Source organism: Pseudomonas sp. Irchel s3b5 (assembly GCF_900187435.1).
GTDB lineage: Bacteria > Pseudomonadota > Gammaproteobacteria > Pseudomonadales > Pseudomonadaceae > Aquipseudomonas.
Map to the genome: position 1 here is coordinate 274808 of NZ_FYDY01000002.1, position 19429 is coordinate 294236.

At 58.7% G+C, this 19429-nt stretch carries 17 protein-coding genes; 10 read left to right on the forward strand and 7 right to left on the reverse strand.

The genetic code is table 11. From position 1 onward, the window contains the following. Nucleotides 1-8: 8 nt before the first annotated feature. From crcB to CKW15_RS03495, 4 genes are all read right to left on the reverse strand, one after another. A complete protein-coding gene (gene crcB / locus CKW15_RS03480) occupies nt 9-383 on the reverse strand; it encodes a fluoride efflux transporter CrcB (RefSeq protein ID WP_095059526.1) in 375 nt (124 codons plus the stop codon). Then, nucleotides 383-1705, reverse strand: a complete 1323-nt coding sequence (locus tag CKW15_RS03485; protein WP_095059527.1) for a replication-associated recombination protein A — start codon at nt 1703-1705, stop codon at nt 383-385. The genes crcB and CKW15_RS03485 overlap by 1 nt, the downstream gene beginning before the upstream one ends. Nucleotides 1706-1845: 140 nt before the next feature. Beyond that, complete coding sequence (gene lolA, locus CKW15_RS03490) at nt 1846-2469, reverse strand: outer membrane lipoprotein chaperone LolA (RefSeq protein ID WP_095059528.1); 624 nt, start codon at nt 2467-2469, stop codon at nt 1846-1848. A gap of 66 nt (nt 2470-2535) precedes the next feature. Continuing rightward, complete coding sequence (locus CKW15_RS03495; protein ID WP_095059529.1) at nt 2536-4947, reverse strand: DNA translocase FtsK; 2412 nt, start codon at nt 4945-4947, stop codon at nt 2536-2538. A 305-nt stretch (nt 4948-5252) separates the two neighbouring features. On the opposite strand from CKW15_RS03495, the gene trxB reads away from it, so the two are divergent. The 4 genes from trxB (at nt 5253) to infA (ending at nt 8050) form a co-directional block, all read left to right on the forward strand. After that, nucleotides 5253-6212, forward strand: coding sequence for a thioredoxin-disulfide reductase (trxB, locus tag CKW15_RS03500; protein ID WP_095059530.1), 960 nt, complete (start codon nt 5253-5255; stop codon nt 6210-6212). A 62-nt stretch (nt 6213-6274) separates the two neighbouring features. Then, nucleotides 6275-6955 carry a leucyl/phenylalanyl-tRNA--protein transferase gene (gene aat, locus CKW15_RS03505; RefSeq protein ID WP_095059531.1) on the forward strand — a complete coding sequence of 227 codons (681 nt, stop codon included), beginning with the start codon at nt 6275-6277 and terminating at the stop codon, nt 6953-6955. 57 nt (nt 6956-7012) lie between these two features. Next, a complete protein-coding gene (locus CKW15_RS03510) occupies nt 7013-7720 on the forward strand; it encodes an arginyltransferase (protein ID WP_095151610.1) in 708 nt (235 codons plus the stop codon). Nucleotides 7721-7831: 111 nt separating this feature from the next. Then, on the forward strand, nt 7832-8050 hold the full coding sequence (infA, locus tag CKW15_RS03515) for a translation initiation factor IF-1 (protein WP_002553999.1): 219 nt from the start codon (nt 7832-7834) through the stop codon (nt 8048-8050). A gap of 129 nt (nt 8051-8179) precedes the next feature. On the opposite strand, the gene clpA is transcribed toward infA, so the two are convergent. Both clpA and clpS read right to left on the reverse strand, forming a co-directional pair. Continuing rightward, nucleotides 8180-10450, reverse strand: a complete 2271-nt coding sequence (gene clpA, locus CKW15_RS03520) for an ATP-dependent Clp protease ATP-binding subunit ClpA (protein ID WP_095151611.1) — start codon at nt 10448-10450, stop codon at nt 8180-8182. A gap of 30 nt (nt 10451-10480) precedes the next feature. Further along, entirely contained in the window at nt 10481-10843 is a 363-nt protein-coding gene (clpS, locus tag CKW15_RS03525; RefSeq protein WP_046032480.1) for an ATP-dependent Clp protease adapter ClpS, read from the reverse strand. Nucleotides 10844-11067: 224 nt separating this feature from the next. Between clpS and cspD the strand changes: the two genes are divergently transcribed. Further along, nucleotides 11068-11334, forward strand: coding sequence for a cold shock domain-containing protein CspD (gene cspD, locus CKW15_RS03530; protein WP_095059533.1), 267 nt, complete (start codon nt 11068-11070; stop codon nt 11332-11334). Between the two features lie 80 nt (nt 11335-11414). On the opposite strand, the gene icd is transcribed toward cspD, so the two are convergent. Next, entirely contained in the window at nt 11415-12671 is a 1257-nt protein-coding gene (icd, locus tag CKW15_RS03535; protein WP_095059534.1) for an NADP-dependent isocitrate dehydrogenase, read from the reverse strand. A 494-nt stretch (nt 12672-13165) separates the two neighbouring features. Between icd and CKW15_RS03540 the strand changes: the two genes are divergently transcribed. From CKW15_RS03540 to purB, 5 genes are all read left to right on the forward strand, one after another. Beyond that, on the forward strand, nt 13166-15391 hold the full coding sequence (locus CKW15_RS03540) for an NADP-dependent isocitrate dehydrogenase (RefSeq protein ID WP_095059535.1): 2226 nt from the start codon (nt 13166-13168) through the stop codon (nt 15389-15391). Between the two features lie 197 nt (nt 15392-15588). After that, a complete protein-coding gene (locus tag CKW15_RS03545; RefSeq protein WP_095059536.1) occupies nt 15589-16035 on the forward strand; it encodes an NUDIX hydrolase in 447 nt (148 codons plus the stop codon). A 59-nt stretch (nt 16036-16094) separates the two neighbouring features. Beyond that, nucleotides 16095-17228 (forward strand): tRNA 2-thiouridine(34) synthase MnmA, encoded by a 1134-nt coding sequence (gene mnmA, locus CKW15_RS03550; RefSeq protein WP_095059537.1) that lies wholly within the window; start codon nt 16095-16097, stop codon nt 17226-17228. Next, entirely contained in the window at nt 17225-17848 is a 624-nt protein-coding gene (gene hflD, locus CKW15_RS03555; protein ID WP_095059538.1) for a high frequency lysogenization protein HflD, read from the forward strand. Before mnmA ends, hflD begins: the two co-directional genes overlap by 4 nt. Before the next feature lie 124 nt (nt 17849-17972). Continuing rightward, complete coding sequence (gene purB, locus CKW15_RS03560; RefSeq protein WP_095059539.1) at nt 17973-19343, forward strand: adenylosuccinate lyase; 1371 nt, start codon at nt 17973-17975, stop codon at nt 19341-19343. Nucleotides 19344-19429 lie beyond the last annotated feature (86 nt).

Below are 19429 nucleotides of genomic sequence, written 5' to 3' on the forward strand. Positions count from 1 at the left end.
TCTCGTTATTAAAGTTTGGTCAAGGACAGGCCGGCCCAGGTGGCGAGCAGCCCGCCGAATACGCTGATGGCAGCATAGCCCAGGGCCAGCGGCACTTGCCCGCTTTCCAGCAGGCGCACCGTATCCAGTGAAAAGGATGAAAAAGTCGTCAGCCCCCCGAGGAAGCCGACGATCAGCCCGGCGCGCACCTCGAAGGGCACTTCCGGGCGTATCAAAAACAGACCGTATAGAACGCCGATCAGCAAACAGCCCACGATATTAACGGCGAGCGTCGCGGTATAGAAGTGCCGCGGCCAATTAGCGTTGATCCAGTTGCCCGTGGCAAAGCGCAACAACGTACCGGCCACGCCACCGATGGACACTGCAATGATCAAGGGAACCACTACTTTCTCCGCTGCCGGGGGCTTAAACGGTCGAGTTTCGCCAGGTGATTGAGCTTCTCGCCGATCTTCAGCTCCAGGCCTCGCGGCACCGGCTGATAGAACGGGATCGGGTCGAGTTCTTCCGGGAAATAGTCTTCGCCTGCAGCATAAGCATCAGGTTCGTCGTGGGCGTAACGGTATTCATCGCCGTAACCCAGTTGTTTCATGAGTTTGGTCGGCGCGTTGCGCAGGTGCAGCGGCACTTCCAGCGAACCGTGCTCGGCGGCGGCCCGCAAGGCAGTCTTGAAGCCCATGTACACCGCGTTGCTTTTCGGCGCGCAGGCCAGATACGTAATGGCCTGCGCCACCGCCAATTCGCCCTCGGGACTGCCGAGACGTTCCTGCACCTCCCACGCCGCCAGGCACAAGCTCAGGGCGCGAGGGTCGGCATTGCCGATGTCCTCGCTGGCCATGCGCACCACGCGGCGGGCCAGGTACAGCGGATCGCAACCGCCGTCGATCATCCGCGCGAACCAGTACAACGCGCCGTCGGGATTGGAGCCGCGTACCGATTTATGCAGCGCGGAAATCTGGTCGTAAAACGCTTCGCCACCCTTGTCGAAACGCCGACGGGTATCACCCAGCAGGCTTTGCAGCAGGTCCACACCCATTTCGCTGTTGTCTTCGGCGAGGTCCGAGGCGTTTTCCAGCAAGTTGAGCAAACGCCGGCCATCGCCATCGGCGGCCGACAGCAGCATCTGGAAGCCTTCATCGCTGAGGGTCAGGTTGCGTTTGCCCAAACCACGCTCTTCGGTCAATGCGCGGTGCACCAGCTTGCGCAGGGCCGCTTCGTCGAGGCTTTTGAGCACGTAGACGCGAGCCCGGGACAGCAAAGCGTTGTTGAGTTCGAACGAGGGGTTTTCGGTGGTTGCGCCGATGAAAATCAGTGTGCCGTCTTCGACATAAGGCAGGAACGCGTCCTGCTGCGACTTGTTGAAGCGGTGCACTTCATCAACGAACAGGATGGTGCGCTTGCCATATTGCCCAGCCTGCTGCTTGGCGATTTCCACCGCCTGACGGATCTCCTTGACCCCGGCCAGTACCGCCGAGACCGTTTCGAAGTGCGCGTCCGAGACTTCCGCCAGCAATCGTGCCAACGTGGTTTTACCCACACCGGGCGGCCCCCAGAAAATCATCGAGTGCAGGGCACCCTGCTCCAGCGCTTCGCGCAAAGGCTTGCCGCGAGCGAGCACGTGTTCCTGACCGACGTACTCGTCCAGGTTGGCCGCACGCAAACGGGCGGCCAGGGGCTGGGCGATGGGGGTGCTGCGAAACAGGTCCATCACGTATTTTTAAAACCTCGCTATGAACACCGTATCCCCCTGTAGGAGCCGGCTTGCTGGCGATGGTGGGTCAGTCGACGCTAATGTTGAATGACAAACCGCCATCGCCAGCAAGCCGGCTCCTACAAGGGTTTTGCGTATTATTCCTGGATCACGTCCGCACCCTTCGGGATGTCGAACTTGAATCTGGACGCGGGAATCGGCTCGTTGGCCTTGACGCCGGTGAACAGGATATTGGTGCGCTGACCAACGCTGTCGATCAGTTGCATGTCATTGACCAGACCGTTGCGGAACGACAGGCGCAGGCTGTCGAACAGGGTGTCCTTGGTTTTCGGCTTGAGCGTGAAGTCGATCACACCGCCGGCTTCCTTGGCGCTGATATCGAAGCTCTGGCTGATCTTGGACACGTCACCGGACAGCAGCAAGGCTGGGGTCTGGGTCAGGCGCTGGTCGAGGTTCTTGATAGTGGCCTGTTCCAGGTCCGGATCCCACAAGGTGACTTTCTTGCCATCGGAGACCATGGTCTGCTCCGCTGGGGCTTTGGTGTGCCAGTAGAACAGGCCCGGACGCTGCAACGACATCTCGCCGGCGGTTTCCTGCAACTGGGTGCCGGTGCCATCAAGGGTCAATTGCGAGAAGCGCGCGGTCAGGGTCTGGGATTTTTCCAGCAGTTGGGTCAGGCGTGCCACGTCCTTGTCATCAGCGTGGGCCGAGAGCGTGGTCAAAGCCAGTACCGGCAGCAACAGCATGCGGATCAGACGCATGGGAGTCCTCATAACATTCGTGGGAGTGCGGGCGGCGTCAGGGACGCCGCCCCTTTCAAAATCAGGTCAGTCGCGCACCGGGCCAGGGGCCAGGACTTCACGCGAACCGTTGGTGTTCATGGACGTCACGACCCCGGCCATTTCCATGGCTTCGATCATGCGCGCTGCGCGGTTGTAGCCGATCTTCAGCTTGCGCTGAACCGCGGAGATGGAAGCACGACGGCTTTCCAGGACAAACTGAACCGCTTCGTCATACAGCGCGTCAGCCTCTGGATCATCGCCGTCGCCGCCACCGCTGCTGCCTTCAAAGCCGCTGCCGGCCTCTTCGACACCGTTGAGAATGTCGTCGTTGTACTCCGGCGCACCCCGCAGTTTCCAGGCTTCCACCACGCGGTGAACCTCATCATCGGAAACAAACGCACCGTGGACACGAATCGGCAGGCTGGTGCCTGGCGGCATGTACAGCATGTCACCGTGACCCAGCAATTGTTCGGCGCCGCCCTGGTCGATGATGGTCCGCGAGTCGATCTTGCTCGACACCTGGAACGCCATGCGGGTCGGAATGTTGGCCTTGATCAGACCGGTGATCACATCCACCGACGGACGCTGGGTCGCGAGGATCAGGTGGATACCGGCTGCCCGCGCCTTCTGGGCGATACGGGCAATCAGCTCTTCAACCTTTTTGCCGACGATCATCATCATGTCGGCGAATTCGTCGACCACCACCACGATGGTCGGCAGCTTTTGCAGCAACGGCGCTTCGTCGTGGATGCTTTCACGCTTGTACAGCGGATCGCTCAACGGTTCGCCGGCGTCCTGGGCTTCCTTGACCTTGGCGTTGAAGCCGGACAGGTTCCGTACACCCATCTTCGCCATGAGCTTGTAGCGGCGTTCCATTTCGGCAACGCTCCAGCGCAAGGCGTTGGCGGCGTCCTTCATGTCGGTCACCACCGGGCACAGCAGGTGCGGAATGCCTTCGTAGATCGACAGCTCGAGCATTTTCGGGTCGATCATGATCAATTTGGCGTCTTCCGGGCCAGACTTGAACAGGATCGACAGGATCATCGCGTTCACACCCACCGACTTACCGGAACCGGTCGTACCGGCCACCAGCAAGTGCGGCATCTTCGCGAGGTCGGTGATGACCGGTTTGCCGCCGATGTCATGACCCAGCGCCAGGGTGACCGGGGATTTGAAGTTGTCGTACTCGGGGGTCGACAGAACTTCTGAAAAACGCACGATCTGCCGGTCTTCGTTGGGAATCTCGATACCGACCGTGGTCTTGCCCGGAATCACTTCCACCACACGCACGCTGGTGACGGCCAGGGAACGGGCCAGGTCTTTTGCCAGGTTGGAAATACGACTGACCTTGACTCCGGCAGCAGGCTGGATCTCGTAACGGGTAATGACCGGGCCAGGATGGATCGAATCCACCGTGACTTCGACGCCGAATTCCTTGAGCTTGATTTCCAGCAGATGGCCGACCGCGGCCAGGGATTCAGGCGAATAGTTGAGTTGTTTCTTTTCCGCGGGATCGAGAATCGAGATCGGCGGCAAAGTGCCTTCCACGGCGCTGTCTACAAATAGCGGCGCCTGTTTCTCTTTCTCGACGCGTTTGCTCGGCGCTGCGGGCTTTGGCGGGGCTGGCGCGATGACCGGCGGAACCTGCTTCTCGCGCTCGGACATGTGCTTGCTCAAGGCCTGCTCACGTTCGATCAAACGCTCCTTGACCTTGGCCTGCTCGCGCTTGTCGGTGACGCTCGGGGCGACCACTTCATCCATGCGATCGTCGACTTCACGCAATTGTGCGACCAGTTGCTTGCGTTCGGTACGGGCAGCCCACCAGCGATTCGCGGCGCTCTGGAACAGCTCGAACAGGTCGAGGGTGATTTTCCCGGTGACGTCCATCACCTTGAACCACGACAGATCAGTGAACACGGTCAGGCCAAACAGGAACAGTGCAATGAACAGCAATGTGCTGCCCTGGATATTCAACGCGTTCCTGGCCAGGTCGCCGAGGCTTTCACCCAGCGCACCGCCCGCACCGGCCGGCAGACCGGTCGCGGCGTGGAAATGGATATGGGCCAGGGCCGCGCCCGACAGCACCAGGAACACCAGGCCGATCAGGCGCCAGGAGAACAGCCAGCCGCTCCACTGCCACGGCTCGTGGCGCTGGCGGAAGATCTGATACGCCTTGATCGCCAGCAGCAACGGGAAGATGTAGGCGAAATAACCCAGCACCATGAACAGGATGTCGGCGCTGTAGGAGCCTGCCGGCCCACCGAAATTCTGAACATCGTCGATCTTGCTGTTATGGCTCCAACCCGGATCGTCCTTGCCGTAGGTCAGCAAGGCCATCATCAGGAACAGGCACAAGGCACCGATGGCGATCAGCGCACCTTCCTTGAGTCGGTAGTGCAAGTGCTGGCGCCAGAGCGGAACGACGGCTGGTTTAGGTGCTGCGGTGGATTTCTTCAAAACGCTTCTTTTCCTGCGCCAACGGCGCGTCCATCTGTTGAATGACTATGAAAACTGCCAAAAAACGCCCAATCCAGGCGGGTAAAAAAGTTAACACGCGTAACCGGGACTACTTTTAACACTACGCTCCGGTTTTTATAAACACGGTGCGCACTGAATATATGTAACACGCAAGGCATTGTACGGGTTTGTGCGCACGACGCCATGCCTGAGCCCCTTGTGTGCAGCATAGTCAACGGCACATGACATGCAGAGCAATTTGAGCATGCATTCTCTTTTGTGACAAAGGCTTATGAGGTGTTTTTATGAGTGAAGCGAAGCATCACCGCCTGATCATTCTAGGCTCCGGCCCCGCCGGTTACAGCGCCGCCGTGTATGCCGCCCGCGCCAACCTCAAACCCGTTGTCATCACCGGCATACAGGCAGGTGGCCAGCTCACCACCACCGTCGAAGTCGACAACTGGCCAGGGGATGTCGAAGGCCTCACCGGCCCGGTCCTCATGGAGCGCATGCAAAAGCACGCAGAGCGCTTTGCCACAGAGATCGTTTACGACCACATCCATACTGCCAAGTTGCAACAACGCCCGTTCGAACTGATTGGCGATGGCGGCACGTATACCTGTGACGCATTGATCATTGCCACCGGCGCTTCGGCTCAATACCTGGGCTTGCCGTCGGAAGAAACGTTTGCCGGCAAAGGCGTTTCGGCCTGCGCAACCTGTGACGGATTCTTTTATCGCAATCAGGTGGTCGCGGTGGTGGGCGGTGGCAATACGGCCGTCGAAGAAGCGCTGTACCTGTCGAACATTGCCAAAGAAGTGCATCTGATTCACCGACGCGACAAACTGCGCTCGGAGAAAATTCTCCAGGACAAACTCTTCGAAAAAGCCGCCAACGGTAATGTTCGCCTGCACTGGAACCAGAATCTGGACGAGGTACTGGGTGATGCCAGCGGTGTGACCGGCGCCCGCCTGCGCGACAGTCATACCGGTGAAACCCGGGAGTTACCGCTGGCCGGCGTGTTTATCGCCATCGGGCACAAACCCAATACCGACCTGTTCACAGGCCAACTGGAAATGCGTGACGGCTATCTGGTGGTCAAGGGCGGCAGCGAGGGCGATGCCACGGCCACGGCCATCGCCGGCGTGTTTGCCGCCGGTGATGTGGCTGACCATGTCTATCGCCAGGCCGTCACTTCGGCCGGTGCCGGTTGCATGGCGGCGCTGGACGCCGAAAAATACCTCGACGACATTCCAACCGTTTGAAGGCAAACTTTATGGCGGGCCAAAACCCGCCATTGCCCTCCCCTTCTGTAAGTCCGGATGCCATGCTGACCTGGTTACAACGCAATACCTTGCACTTCCCACCGCTGGAAAAAGCCATGCGCGACCCCAACGGGCTGCTGGCCGCCGGTGGCGACCTGTCTGCCGATCGGCTGATCTCGGCCTATCGCCACGGCTGTTTTCCATGGTTTTCCGAAGGCCAGCCGATCCTCTGGTGGTCGCCGGATCCGCGCACCGTTCTGTTTCCCGACGAATTGCACGTTTCCCGCAGCCTTAACAAACTGCTGCGCCAACAACGCTATCAAGTGACCTTCGACGAAGATTTTGCGGCCGTCATCCGCGCTTGTGCCGCGCCTCGGGATTACGCCGATGGCACCTGGATTACCGAAGCCATGCAGAACGCCTACATCGAACTGCACAAGCGTGGGCACGCGCACTCGGTGGAAGTCTGGGACGGGGACGAATTGGTCGGCGGCCTGTACGGCCTGGCGATGGGCCGGTTGTTTTTCGGCGAGTCCATGTTCAGCCTCGCTGACAACGCCTCGAAATTCGGCTTTGCCACACTGGTCAAGCATCTGAAAGACTCGGGTTTTGTACTGATCGATTGCCAGATGCCTACCGATCACCTGCATAGCCTGGGCGCCCGGGCGATTCCACGCCGCGAGTTTGCCAATTACCTTGCGCAGTATCTGGACCAGCCCAGCAGCGCCAATTGGGTTTGCTGAGCGACTTTTGCGCGTGTGGCTTACACTTAATCCAAAGCACTATCCCGAGGGTTGATCATGACCGAGTTGGCGCGTTTGAAGTTCTATGCCACTCAGCCGCACTCTTGCAGTTATCTGCCAGAGGAGCAGGCCACAACCTTGTTCCTCGACCCTAGCCAGCCCATGGATGTGCATGTCTATGCAGATCTGTCAGAGATGGGTTTTCGTCGCAGTGGCGATCATCTCTATCGGCCGCATTGCCAGAATTGCAATGCATGCGTACCGGCGCGCATTCCCGTGGCGCAATTCACGCCCAACCGGCAGCAAAAACGCATTTTCAAGCGCAATGCCGATTTACAGGTACGGCCGACCAAGCCCGGATTCAGCGAAGAGTATTTCAGCCTCTACCAGCGCTATATCGAACAGCGTCACGCCGATGGCGACATGTACCCGCCGAGCCGCGATCAGTTTTCGACGTTCCTGGTGCGCGACCTGCCGTTTTCCCGTTTCTATGAGTTCCGCCTCGATGGCCGGCTGCTGGCCATTGCCGTGACCGATCTGCTGCCAAACGGAATGTCCGCGGTCTATACCTTCTACGAGCCCGCGGAAGAACGCCGCAGCCTCGGGCGCTATGCGATTCTCTGGCAAATCGCCGAGGCCCAGCGGCTGGGTCTGGAGGCGGTTTATTTGGGTTACTGGATCAAAAACTGCAAAAAAATGAACTACAAGACGCAATATCGACCCATTGAACTGCTGATTAACCAGCGTTGGGTGGTTCTAAATTAGGGCAAACCCTAAACCCCTTGGCTTAAACCCCCTTTTTCGGGCACAATGCACGCCGCTTTTGCCTGGCGCAGTTGCACCGGGCCATTCATTGGACACCGAGGGCTTTACTGCATGTCGAAAGAAGACAGCTTCGAAATGGAAGGCACTGTCGTCGACACCCTGCCCAACACCATGTTTCGTGTGGAGTTGGAAAATGGGCACGTCGTAACCGCGCATATTTCCGGCAAGATGCGCAAGAACTACATCCGCATTCTTACCGGCGACAAAGTGCGCGTCGAGCTGACGCCCTATGACTTGAGCAAAGGGCGCATCACTTACCGCGCTCGCTAATCAAGTCAATACAAAACGCCCGGCTTATGCCGGGCGTTTTTGTTTGCAGATTGTTTACACGACAATCCTGTAGGAGCGGCGGACAACAAAAAGGCGCCTTTCGGCGCCTTTTTGATTAGCTTCTAAACGTCAGGCCATCTCGGCTGTCGTCTCGAACTCGAACGTCAGTTCTCCGTCCTTGATGTCGATGTGCACCACACCGCCATGCTCGGCCAGTTCGCCAAAGAGAATCTCTTCCGCCAGCGGACGCTTGATCTTGTCCTGGATCAGGCGAGCCATAGGTCGAGCCCCCATTGCCGCGTCGTAACCACCCGCCGCCAGCCAGCCGCGAGCGGCATCGGTCACTTCCAGCAGCACACGCTTGTCTTCCAGTTGCGCCTGAAGCTCGGTAAGGAACTTGTCCACCACGCTTTTGATGACCTCATGGCTGAGGCGACCAAACTGGATAATGGTATCCAGACGGTTACGGAATTCCGGCGTGAAGCTCTTCTTGATCACCTCCATCGCATCGGAAGAGTGATCCTGATAGGTGAAACCGATCGAAGCACGAGCTGCGGTCTCGGCACCGGCGTTGGTCGTCATGATGACGATTACGTTACGGAAATCCGCCTTGCGCCCGTTGTTGTCGGTCAGCGTACCGTGGTCCATGACCTGCAGCAGCAGGTTGAAGACTTCCGGATGCGCCTTCTCGATTTCATCGAGCAGCAGCACGCAATGAGGCTGCTTGGTGATGGCTTCGGTCAGCAGACCGCCCTGATCGAATCCGACATAGCCTGGAGGCGCACCGATCAGACGCGATACGGTGTGGCGCTCCATGTACTCGGACATGTCGAAACGAACCAGCTCAACACCCAATGCCTTCGCCAGCTGACGCGCCGCTTCGGTTTTACCGACACCGGTAGGACCTGCGAACAGGAACGAACCGACAGGCTTGTCAGGTGACTTGAGACCGGCACGAGACAGCTTGATCGCGGTCGCCAGGGAATCGATTGCGGCATCCTGGCCAAACACGGTCAACTTCAGATCACGCTCAAGGTTACGCAGCAGTTCTTTGTCGGAGCTGGTGACGTGTTTTGGCGGAATTCGCGCGATTTTCGCAACGATGTCCTCAACTTGAGGCACTTCGATGCGCTTCACACGCTTCTCGACCGGTTGCAGGCGCTGATAGGCACCCGCCTCGTCGATGACGTCAATGGCCTTGTCCGGCATGTGACGGTCATTGATGTAACGCGAAGCCAGTTCGGCAGCCGCGCGCAGGGCTTCATCACTGTATTCGATATTGTGATGGCTCTCGAAACGACCCTTCAAGCCGCGCAGAATGCCAATGGTGTCTTCTACCGATGGCTCCGACACATCGACCTTCTGGAAGCGACGAGCCAAGGCACGGTCCTTCTCGAAGATCCCGCGGAATTCCTGGAAAGTGGTCGAACCGATGCAACGAATATCGCCAGACGACAGCAACGGCTTGAGCAGGTTCGAGGCATCCATGACGCCACCGGACGCGGCACCCGCACCGATGATGGTGTGGATCTCGTCGATGAACAGGATCGCCTGCGGGCGTTTTTTCAGCTCATTGAGCAACGCCTTGAAGCGCTTCTCGAAATCGCCGCGGTATTTGGTACCGGCCAGCAAGGCACCCAGGTCGAGGGAATACACCACGCTGTTGGCCAGCAAATCCGGCACTTGATTGTCGACAATGCGCTTGGCCAGGCCTTCGGCAATCGCGGTTTTACCCACGCCCGCCTCGCCCACCAGCAGCGGATTGTTTTTGCGACGACGCGCCAGGATCTGCGCGACGCGCTCGACTTCCAGCTCACGCCCCACCAGCGGATCGATACGACCCTGGCGCGCGAGTTCGTTCAAGTTGCTGGCATAAGCATCCAGAGGATTGCCTGAAGAAGAAGACTCACCGCCCTCGTCGTCCTGCATATCTTGCTCACCTTCAGAGTGATCGCCATGCCCCGGCACTTTGGAAATGCCATGGGCGATGTAATTGACGACATCAATGCGCGCAACGCTCTGCTGTTTCAGCAGGAACACCGCCTGACTCTCTTGCTCACTGAAGATCGCGACCAGCACATTGGCGCCAGTCACTTCACGCTTGCCCGAGCTCTGTACGTGAAACACAGCACGTTGCAGTACACGCTGGAAGCCCAGGGTTGGCTGGGTTTCACGATCCTCGTCATGGACAGGGATCAATGGCGTGGTGGAGTCGATGAACTCCTGCAGGTCATGCTTGAGTTTGTCGAGGTTTGCACCGCACGCACGCAAAACGGTGGCGGCAGCCTCATTATCCAATAGGGCCAGCAGGAGGTGTTCGACGGTCATGAACTCATGACGCTTCGAACGGGCCTCCTTGAAGGCAAGATTGAGGGTGACTTCGAGCTCGCGGTTTAACATAGCTTCACCTCATACCCAAGTGGTCGGCGATTAACCGTCCTTCTCGATTTCACAGAGTAGCGGATGCTGGCTTTCCCTGGCGTACTGGTTGACCTGCATGGCCTTGGTCTCGGCGATGTCGCGGGTAAACACTCCACATACTGCCCGTCCTTCTGTATGGACGGCTAGCATGACCTTGGTCGCCAGCTCGCGATTCAGGTTAAAAAACACCTCGAGCACTTCGACGACGAAATCCATCGGTGTGTAGTCATCATTAAACAAAACCACCTTGTACATCGGCGGCGCCTGGAGTGCAGGCTTGGCCTCCTGAACAGCAATGCCTGCGGAATCGTCGTCGTGTGAATCAGGGCGATCCTGATTGAATGTTAGTCGAATCTGGCTGATTGCATGCATGGAAAGAAAGGTTCGTCAGTTGTTCGATTACAGTGGTGGGGGCGGCTATCAGCGTTTTCAACTCCGAGTGCCAGGTCTGCTTGACTATCGGCAAAACGGTGTTACAACCAATAGAGCCCACAGTGGGTAAAAAAGGTCCGCGGAGTCAATCTTATTTACTGATTCGACTGCGGATGTACTGGATGATACTCCAGTGATGGAGTCTGTTGCAGAGGGAGTTGGGTATGTCAGGTGTCAAGGTCAGCGGTAAGGTCAAATGGTTCAACAACGCCAAGGGTTACGGTTTCATTAATGAGGACGACAAAACAGAAGACCTGTTTGCCCACTACTCGGCCATTCAAATGGATGGTTACAAGACACTGAAAGCCGGCCAGGCTGTCTCTTTCGAAATCATCCAGGGGCCAAAAGGTCTGCACGCCGTCAACATCGGCAACCCTGTAGAGGCTTCGACAATCGCGACGCATGCCGAGCAACAGACCGTGACGGCCTAAGACCACGCCGTCATCCAGTCATAAAAAACCGCCCGAATCAATCAACTGAGTCGGGCGGTTTTTGTGTGACTGTTGCTTTGTTACATGTGCGAGATCAGCGCATCACCGAAGCCGGAAGAGGACACCAGCGTGGCGCCTTCCATCAGACGTTCGAAGTCATAGGTCACAGTTCTGGCGGAAATTGCGCCATTGGTACCCTTGATGATCAGGTCAGCCGCTTCGGTCCAGCCCATGTGGCGCAGCATCATTTCCGCAGACAGGATCAGTGAACCAGGGTTGACCTGGTCCTTGCCGGCGTACTTCGGCGCGGTGCCGTGAGTGGCTTCGAACATGGCCACGGTGTCGGACAGGTTGGCACCTGGCGCAATACCGATACCACCCACTTCTGCCGCGAGGGCGTCGGAGAGATAGTCGCCGTTCAGGTTGAGGGTTGCGATGACGTCGTATTCAGCCGGGCGCAGCAGGATCTGCTGGAGCATGGCATCGGCGATGGCATCCTTGACGATGACGTTCTTGCCGGTTTTCGGGTTCTTGAACTGCATCCACGGACCACCGTCGAGCAGGGTCGCGCCGAACTCTTCAGCCGCCACTTCGTAGGCCCATTCCTTGAAGGCACCTTCGGTGAACTTCATGATGTTGCCTTTGTGCACGATGGTCAGCGAATCGCGATCGTTGTCGACCACATATTGCAGAGCCTTGCGCGCCAGACGCTTGGTGCCTTGCAGCGAGACCGGCTTGACGCCGATGCCGCAGTTTTCGTCGAAACGGATCTTGGTGACACCCATTTCCTCCTTGAGGAACTTGATGACCTTGGTCGCTTCCGGCGAACCGGCCTTCCACTCGATACCGGCGTAGATGTCCTCGGAGTTCTCACGGAAGATCGTCATGTCGACATCGCCTGGCTTCTTGACCGGGCTCGGCACGCCTTCAAACCAGCGCACCGGGCGCAGGCAGACGTACAGGTCGAGTTGCTGGCGCAGGGCCACGTTGAGGGAACGGATACCACCACCAACCGGCGTGGTCAGAGGGCCCTTGATGGAAACTACGTAATCCTTGACCGCATCCAGGGTTTCCTGAGGCAGCCAGGTGTCCTGATCATAAACCTGGGTCGCTTTTTCCCCGGCGTACACTTCCATCCAGGAAATCTTGCGCTCGCCGCCGTAAGCCTTTTTCACAGCAGCATCGACAACCTTGATCATGACCGGACTGATGTCGACACCAATGCCGTCGCCTTCGATGAAGGGAATGATCGGGTTATTAGGAACATTGAGAGAATGGTCTGCATTGACGGTGATTTTGTCGCCGACGGCTGGAACCTGAATCTTCTTGTAACCCATGCTGAACTCCATTGATTGGATTGAACATCTGGCCTGGTTCGAGCGTAACCCAGTTAAATCGGCGCGCAAACCCTATGTTCGGCCCATCTGCACCAAAGCCGCATAACTCGCGCGCTACAAGCCTGAAAGCAAAGGGAAAAGCGCCAAAACCAAGCACGACAAATCACCCTACGCCTGACTCGCCCCTGCGACCTTTAGACCAATGGACGACATTTGTCGCGTGTGAACCATCGGCAGATTGCCAGCAACCTATGTATAATGCCGCCGCTGACTAAAGGGTCACGCCGGACTGAACAGCTCTACGACGAGTGTTTCGGCCCGACGAGCCGGTCTGTTATCGCAGTCCGGCTACTTGACGCCCTACTGATGCACCCAACATCACAGCAACGAAACCTCGATATTCGGCTCATGGATGACTTTGAACGAACGCGCTTACCCGGCGCACCTCGAGTTTCTGCGCACGCTTTAGCAAAGAAGAGAGAGTTAATCCGAATATGCCCACCCGCTCGAAGATCATCTATACCTTCACCGACGAAGCTCCTGCCCTCGCCACCTATTCACTGTTGCCTATCGTAGAGGCGTTCACCGCCTCGGCTGATATCGCCGTTGAAACCCGCGATATCTCTCTTGCAGGGCGCATCCTGGCCAGCTTCCCCGAGCAACTGGGTGACAAAGCCGTAGCCGACCACCTCGCCGAACTCGGCGCCCTGGCCGTTACGCCTGAAGCCAACATCATCAAATTGCCGAACATCAGCGCCTCGGTTCCGCAACTGCAAGCCGCGATCAAAGAGCTGCAAGCCCAGGGCTTCGCACTGCCGGACTACCCTGAGACCGTCACCAGCGAGGCCGACAAAGAAGCCAAGGCCCGCTACGACAAAATCAAGGGCAGCGCCGTGAACCCGGTTCTGCGCGAAGGCAACTCCGACCGCCGCGCCCCGCTGTCGGTGAAGAATTACGCTCGCAAGCACCCGCACAAAATGGGCGCCTGGGCCAATGACTCCAAGTCCCACATCGCGCACATGAGCACCGGTGATTTCTACGGCAGCGAAAAAGCTGCCCTGATCGAAGCCGCTGACGCTGTGAAAATCGAGCTGATCGCTCAAGACGGCACCACCACCGTCCTGAAAGCAAAAACCACCGTACAAGCCGGTGAGATCCTCGATTGCGCGGTACTGAGCAAAAACGCCCTGCGCAGCTTCATCGCAGCCGAAATCGAAGACGCCAAGGCCCAAGGCGTGCTGCTGTCGGTTCACCTGAAAGCCACCATGATGAAGGTCTCCGACCCGATCATGTTCGGCCAGATCGTTGCCGAGTTCTATAAAGACGCACTGACCAAGCACGCTGACGTGCTGGCACAGATCGGCTTCAACCTGAACAACGGCATCGGCGACCTGTACGCTCGCATCAAGGCCCTTCCGGCCGAGCAGCAAGCGCAGATCGAAGCTGACATTCAAGCGGTCTACGCTGTTCGCCCATCGCTGGCGATGGTCAACTCCGACAAAGGCATCACCAACCTGCACGTGCCGAGCGACGTCATCGTCGACGCCTCGATGCCAGCCATGATCCGTGACTCCGGCAAGATGTGGGGTACCGACGGCCAGCTGCACGACACCAAGGCCGTGATCCCGGATCGCTGCTACGCCACCATCTACCAGGCCGTGATCGAAGATTGCAAAGCCAACGGTGCGTTCGATCCGACCACCATGGGCAGCGTGCCGAACGTCGGCCTGATGGCGAAGAAAGCCGAAGAGTACGGTTCCCACGACAAGACTTTCCAGATCAAGGCTGACGGCGTTGTTCGCGTCACCGACAGCAAGGGCGACCTGCTGATGGAACAGTCGGTTGAAGCCGGCGACATCTTCCGCATGTGCCAGACCAAAGACGCGCCGATCCAGGACTGGGTCAAACTGGCCGTCAACCGTGCTCGCGCAAGCGCTACTCCAGCGATTTTCTGGCTGGACCCGATGCGCGCCCACGACGGCGTAGTGATCGAGAAAGTTCAGGCTTACCTGAAGGATCACGACACTGCCGGTCTGGACATCCAGATCATGGCGCCGGTCGATGCAATGAAATTCACCCTGCAACGCACCCGCGACGGCAAGGACACCATCTCGGTGACCGGCAACGTTCTGCGCGACTACCTGACCGACCTGTTCCCGATCATGGAACTGGGCACCAGCGCCAAGATGCTGTCGATCGTGCCGCTGATGAACGGCGGTGGCCTGTTCGAAACCGGCGCTGGCGGTTCGGCACCGAAGCACGTGCAGCAGCTGCTGGAAGAAAACTTCCTGCGCTGGGATTCCCTGGGTGAGTTCCTGGCCCTGGCCGCTTCCCTTGAGCACCTGGGCGTGAACTACAACAACCCCAAGGCGCTGGTTCTGGCCAAGACCCTGGATCAGGCCACCGGCCAGTTCCTGGACAACAACAAGTCGCCATCGCGTAAAGTCGGCAACATCGACAACCGCGGCAGCCACTTCTACCTGGCGCTGTACTGGGCTCAAGCCCTGGCTGCCCAGACCGAAGATGCTGCACTGCAAGCGCAGTTCGCGACCCTGGCCAAAACCCTGACCGAGAACGAGGCGACCATCGTTGCCGAACTCAACGCCGTTCAGGGCAAGCCAGTCGACATCGGCGGTTACTACCACGCCGACGCCGAGCTGATCAGCAAGGCCATGCGCCCAAGCGCAACCTTCAACGCGGCGGTTGCTGCGCTGGTGTAAGGTTGTAAAGCTGTAAAGAAGCCCCGGCCCAGTGCCGGGGTTTCTGTTTGTGGGGATCTACGCTACCCCCCCTTGTAGGAGCCGGCTTGCTGGCGATAGCGGTTTATCATTCATATCTTCGTTGACTGATACGCCGCTATCGCCAGCAAGCCGGCTCCTACAGGTTTGTATTTCAACATCAGAATTGAGGACATCTCATGGACTGGAAACCCCACATCACCGTCGCCACGATCGTCGAAGACAACGGCCGTTTCCTGATGGTCGAGGAGCTCAAGCACGGGCGCGTGGTGCTCAATCAGCCCGCCGGTCACCTGGACCCGAACGAAACCCTCACCGAGGCCGCCGTGCGCGAAACCCTCGAAGAAACCGGCTGGGACGTCGAAGCGACCGGCGTTCTGGGCATCTACCTCTACACCGCCCCGAGCAACGGCGTGACCTACCAGCGGGTCTGCTTTATCGCCAAACCGCTCAAACACCACCCGGATTATCAACTGGACGACGGCATCGTCGGCGCCAAGTGGTTGACCCGCGAAGAATTAATCGAGCAGCGCGACAACTGGCGCAGCGAGCTGATCATCCACTGCATCGACGACTATCTGGCAGGCATTCACTTCGGCCTCGAATTGATCCGTCCTTCTCTTTAGCCATGCAGGCTCCAGCCTGATAGAATCGCGTCCTTTTTCAAGACACTCATTAAATTCCTATGCGTGATCCAGCCCCTTCTGACACACAAAAGAAGCGCGTCATTGTCGGCATGTCCGGCGGCGTGGACTCCTCCGTTTCTGCCCTCCTGCTGATCGAGCAGGGTTATGAGGTGGAAGGCCTGTTCATGAAGAACTGGGAAGAAGACGATGGAACGGAATACTGCACCGCCATGGATGACCTGGCGGATGCACAAGCCGTGTGCGACAAGATTGGCATCAAGCTGCACACCGCCAACTTCGCGGCAGAGTACTGGGACAACGTGTTCGAGCATTTCCTGGCCGAATACAAGGCCGGTCGCACGCCGAACCCGGACATCCTGTGCAACCGCGAGATCAAGTTCAAGGCGTTCCTCGACTACGCCATGGTACTCGGCGCCGACCTGATCGCCACCGGCCACTACGTGCGTCGCCGCGACATCGACGGCCGCACCGAACTGCTCAAAGGCCTGGACCCGAACAAGGATCAGAGCTACTTCCTGCACGCCGTCGGCGGTGAACAGATCGCCAAGACCCTGTTCCCGGTCGGTGAGCTGGAAAAACCGCAAGTACGCGCGATTGCCGAGAAATACGAACTGGCGACCGCCAAGAAAAAGGACTCCACCGGAATCTGCTTTATCGGCGAGCGCCGCTTCAGCGACTTCCTCAAGCAGTACCTCCCGGCGCAACCGGGCGAAATCAAGACCACCGAAGGCGAGATCATCGGCCGCCACCACGGCTTGATGTACCACACCATCGGCCAGCGTCAGGGCCTGGGCATTGGCGGCTTGAAAGACGCCAGTGACGAGCCGTGGTACGTGCTGATCAAAGACCTGGAACACAACGAGCTGATCGTCGGCCAGGGCAATGACCATCCATGGTTGTTCTCCCGCGCCCTGCTCGCTTCGGACATCTATTGGGTCAACCCGGTCGACCTGAGCCAGCCGCGCAAACTGACCGCCAAGGTTCGTTATCGCCAGAGCGACCAGCCGTGCATCCTGGAAAAGACCGCCACCGGTTATCGCGCGACCTTCGATGATCCGCAACGCGCGGTTACCCCAGGCCAGTCCGTGGTGTTCTACGACGGCGAAATCTGCCTCGGCGGCGGCGTGATCGAAGTCGCTGAGCCGTGGACGAGCAAGGGCCAGGCCCTATGAATCCGATTCAGGAGCAACTGACGGCGCTGGGCGGCGTATTCCTCGCCGCCGTGCTGGTCGACAAGATCGCCAAGACCGGCCAGACCAGTGAAGCCGGCCTGACCTGCATGCTCGGCAGCCTGTTGATCCGCGACCCCAAGGACACACTGGAAGTCTACGGCGGCGACGACCTCAATCTGCGCGAAGGCTATCGCGCATTGATCGGCGCCCTCGAACGCGACCCGAGCACCCTCCAGCGCGAGCCGCTGCGCTATGCGCTGGCCATGCTGGGTCTTGAGCGTCAGCTGGCCAAGCGCGGCGACATGCTGGACGTGATCGGCAAACGCCTGCCGCAGATCCAGTCACAGGTCGAACACTTCGGCCCGGCCCACGAAAACGTGATCGCCGCGTGCGGCGCGCTGTACCAGGACACCCTGAGCACCCTGCGCCAACGCATCCAGGTGCACGGCGACATGCGCAATCTGCAACAACCGAGCAACGCCTCGAAAATTCGCGCCCTGCTGCTCGCCGGCATTCGTTCGGCACGCCTGTGGCGGCAATTGGGCGGGCATCGGTGGCAGCTGGTGATCAGCCGCCGCAAACTGCTGAAAGAGCTTTACCCCTTGATGCGTAACGAATAACCCGCATCGACGGAACCGAACTTAGCAATACGCGTAATACGCCGGTCAGTTGGCGACGGACCGGCGGATTTTTTCATGTATGATACGCGCCCCATTTCGTTGCCCGACTGTCCGAGAACACCCCATGCAGCTCTCTTCGCTCACTGCGGTTTCCCCTGTTGACGGCCGCTACGCCGGCAAAACCCAGGCCCTGCGCCCAATTTTCAGCGAGTACGGCCTGATCCGTGCCCGCGTTCTGGTTGAAGTGCGCTGGCTCCAGCGCCTGGCCGCTCACCCTGCCATCAGCGAAGTGCCGGCGTTCTCCGCCGAAGCCAACGCTGTGCTGAACACCCTGGCGGAAAACTTCTCTCTGGAGCACGCCGAGCGTGTCAAGGAGATCGAGCGCACCACCAACCACGACGTCAAAGCCATCGAGTACCTGCTCAAAGAGCAAGCGGCCAAGCTGCCGGAACTGGCCAAGGTCAGCGAGTTCATCCACTTTGCCTGCACCAGCGAGGACATCAACAACCTGTCCCACGCTCTGATGCTGCGCGAAGGCCGTGATGACGTGATGCTGCCGCTGATGCGCCAGACCGCCAACGCCATCCGCGAACTGGCCATCCGCTTCGCCGACGTGCCAATGCTGTCGCGCACCCACGGTCAACCGGCCTCGCCGACCACCCTGGGCAAAGAACTGGCGAACGTGGTTTACCGTCTGGAGCGTCAAATCGCTCAAGTCGCTGCCGTTCCGCTGCTGGGCAAGATCAACGGCGCTGTCGGCAACTACAACGCCCACCTGTCGGCCTACCCTGAGATCGACTGGGAAGAAAACGCCCGCGCCTTCATCGAAGACGAGCTGGGCCTGGGCTTCAACCCGTACACCACGCAGATCGAACCGCACGACTACATTGCCGAGCTGTTCGACGCGATCGCACGCTTCAACACCATCCTGATCGACTTCGACCGCGACATCTGGGGCTACATCTCCCTGGGTTATTTCAAACAGCGCACCATCGCTGGCGAAATCGGCTCGTCGACCATGCCGCACAAGGTCAACCCGATCGACTTCGAAAACTCCGAAGGCAACCTGGGTATCGCCAACGCACTGTTCCAGCACCTGGCAAGCAAGCTGCCGATCTCCCGCTGGCAGCGCGACCTGACCGACTCCACCGTCCTGCGCAACCTCGGTGTCGGCTTCGCCCACAGCGTGATCGCGTACGAAGCCAGCCTCAAAGGCATCAGCAAGCTGGAGCTCAACGCGCAGAAGATTGCCGCTGACCTGGACGCTTGCTGGGAAGTATTGGCCGAGCCGATCCAGACCGTGATGCGTCGCTACAACATCGAAAACCCGTATGAAAAGCTGAAAGAACTGACCCGCGGCAAGGGCATCAGCCCTGAAGCGTTGCAAACTTTCATCGACGGCCTGGATATGCCGGCCGCCGCCAAGGCTGAGCTGAAATTGCTCACCCCGGCCAACTACATCGGTAACGCTGTAGAGCAAGCCAAACGCATCTGATCGACCGCTAGACCCCTTTAAGACGCCCGGCCGCGCCGGGCGTTTTTATTCCCGTATGGAAAGTGCTTTTTTTCAATAGGTTACAC